This is a genomic window from Streptomyces sp. P5F9 (assembly GCF_057961495.1).
The window spans coordinates 1-2,766 of record NZ_JBXVPZ010000758.1; the positions used below are offsets into that span (position 1 = coordinate 1).

At 70.1% G+C, this 2,766-nt stretch carries 3 protein-coding genes; 1 reads left to right on the forward strand and 2 read right to left on the reverse strand.

The window, feature by feature from the left end:
* On the reverse strand, positions 1-703 hold a 703-nt coding region (locus tag AC31A1_RS49625; protein WP_489659632.1), incomplete at its 3' end, for an alpha/beta fold hydrolase.
* A 518-nt stretch (positions 704-1,221) separates the two neighbouring features.
* On the reverse strand, positions 1,222-1,914 hold the full coding sequence (locus AC31A1_RS49630) for an iron-dependent transcriptional repressor DtxR (RefSeq protein WP_019057324.1): 693 nt from the start codon (positions 1,912-1,914) through the stop codon (positions 1,222-1,224).
* Positions 1,915-2,174: 260 nt separating this feature from the next.
* Here AC31A1_RS49630 and AC31A1_RS49635 point away from each other — a divergent pair.
* Positions 2,175-2,766, forward strand: a 592-nt coding sequence (locus AC31A1_RS49635) for a sugar isomerase domain-containing protein (RefSeq protein ID WP_489659633.1), incomplete at its 3' end; no start/stop codon positions are given.

The window sequence follows — 2,766 nt, forward strand, 5'->3', positions numbered from 1 at the left end:
CGTCAAGCCCCCGCACCACAAGAGAAGGACACTGCACCTGAGCCAGTTCCTCCCAGTGCGCGTCGTACACCCACGTCTCCCGCGACTTCAGCATCTGCTCGGGCTCGAACACCGGCCGCCACCCGTCGGCGGACTCGTGCATGACCTCGGCGTAGAACTCCCCCCGAGAGGGATTCGGCCGCTCCACCCACGGGTCGTCCTCGCCGAACCACTTACGGACATCCGCGAGCGTGGCGAAGGGAACGGGCCAGGACTCGAACCAGTCGGCCCACTCCCGCTGCGAGGCCGCGCCCAGCGCGGACGCCCGCATGTCGCAGATGATCAACCCCCGCACCAGATCGGGCCGTTTCGCCGCGAGCTGCCACGCGGTGAGCGCGCCCATCGCGTGGCCGATGAGGACGACCGGAGCGAGCCGCAACTGCTCCAGCGCGGCCTCCGCGTCCTCGACGTAGGCCTCGCGGGTGAAGGCCGCCCGGGGCGGCTTGTCGCTCTGGCCGTGGCCGCGCTGGTCGAGGGCGACAGCGCGGTGCCGTTCGGAGAGCCAGCGGGCGGTGGACGCCCAGTGCGAGGCGCGGCCCATCAGGCCGTGCAGTAACAGAACTCCGGGTGCCCGCTCGATCTCCCCCGACTTGGGAGGGTCCGCGAACTCCCATGCGGCCAGGCGTACGCCGCCTGCTCCGGTCACGTCGATGCGCCGCGCCATCGGTCCTGGCACCCCCCTAGCCACGCTCTGCCGCTTGTGCCGTTCGTTCTTGCTGCTGTCTCTTCTCTTGCTCGTCTCTTCCTACAGGTCACGCCCCGCGCGTTTCATCACCCACAGGTTATCGAATACAGATTCGAAAATGCGGTCCCCGGCCGCAACACCCCTCGTTCGAGTGACCCGGCTCAAGGAATGATCGCCGCCGTCGAGGGGAGATCTTCACCGGGAGGCGGACCGCTCGGGGAAACCGGTCCGAAGGGGATGACCTTGAGAGCTCGGGGCTCCGGGTCAGCACAGGGGAGGACAGGCCCCGGCGCCGCACGGCGCCGGGGCCTTCTCCACGTCTGCGGCACATCCTCCCGCCCCCTCACGGTCATATGCCTCACGCGACAGCCTGGCACGCGAAGCGTCCCCGCGCTGCGATTCAGCGCACTGAATCTTGGAATCTCCGCGACCGGCGGAACGCCACAACTACCTCTCCAGCCCGACGAGTTGACGGCCCCGCCGGGCAAAGGGCGTGGTCAGCGCTTGGCCACGAACACGTGCGAGGCGATCTCCGACTCCAGCTCGGCCGCCTCGCCGCCGCTGCCCACCAGCACCCCGCCCGCCGACTCCGTCACACTCACCACCGAGCCGGGCTGCACGCCCGCGCGGCGCAGCGTGTACATCAGCTGCGCGTCCGTCTGGATGGGCTCGCCGATCCGCCGTACGACGACGGTCTTGCCGTCCACACCCGGGTCGAGGTCGGCCAGCGACACCATGCCCTCGTCCAGGAACGGGTCGGCCCCGTCCTTCTCGCCCAGCTCTTCGAGCCCGGGGATCGGATTGCCGTACGGCGACTCCGTGGGGTGGCGCAGCAGCTCAAGGACGCGGCGCTCCACGGCCTCGCTCATCACGTGCTCCCAGCGGCAGGCCTCGGCGTGCACCTGCTCCCACTCCAGGCCGATCACGTCGACGAGCAGACACTCGGCGAGCCGGTGCTTGCGCATCACGCGTGTGGCGAGCCGACGGCCCTCGTCGGTCAGCTCCAGATGGCGGTCGCTGGCCACGGCCACCAGGCCGTCGCGCTCCATGCGCGCCACCGTCTGGCTCACCGTGGGCCCGCTCTGGTCGAGCCGCTCGGCGATGCGGGCGCGCATGGGGACCACACCTTCCTCCTCAAGCTCAAGGATGGTGCGGAGATACATCTCCGTGGTGTCGATCAGTCCGGACATACGTGCCCCTCGATTACCTCTGCCCGAAGCTCGACGGCTCCGCGGCGCGTGCGCTGGCCCTGGACTCAATTCTGACGCATACCACTGACAACCGTGCCGCGCCGCTGAAACCAGCCGGTTACGACCACCTGTGGACCCCTGCGCGGCGGCCCGCCACCCGGGTTCCCCGGCCTTGCCCGCCGTATTGACAGCGCACTGGTCCAGACCGCACGGTGATCCGCGACACAGCCGCATGGCAACCGTACCGAAGGGGCTTCCGCATGAGCGACCGTACGCCGGCCGGCCAGTTCTTCGACGCCGCGATCACCCTCCTCCAGCGGGTCCGCGACGAAGAGGCCGAGCCCGTCCGGGCGGCCGGCACGCTCCTCGCGGACACCGTCGCCGACGGCGGGCGCCTCTTCGCCTTCGGTGCCGGACACTCCTCCCTCGCGGCTCAGGACGTCGTCTACCGCGCGGGCGGGCTCGCCCTGATGAACCTGCTCACCGTCCCCGGAGTCGTCGGCGTCGACGTCATGCCGGCCACGCTGGGCTCCGCCCTGGAGCGCGTCGACGGCCTCGCCAGCGTCGTCCTGGAGACGTCACCGCTGCGCTCCGGAGACGCCCTGGTGATCATCTCGCTGTCCGGGCGCAACGCGCTCCCCGTGGAGATGGCCATGAAGGCCCGCTCCCTCGGCGTCCGGGTCATCGGCGTGACGTCGGTGGCGTACGCCTCGGAGACGACGTCACGGCACGTCTCCGGGACATACCTGAAGGACCACTGCGACGTCGTCCTCGACTCGAAGATCGCGATCGGCGACGCGGAGCGGGCGGCGCGGTGCAGTTGCTGGGCGCGGAAGCGCAGCAACGAGGCCT

What these genes read in the sequence shown, in the direction of transcription:
- AC31A1_RS49630 (WP_019057324.1), bottom strand. Translation starts at nt 1,914, where the DNA reads ATGTCCGGACTGATCGACACCACGGAGATGTATCTCCGCACCATCCTT.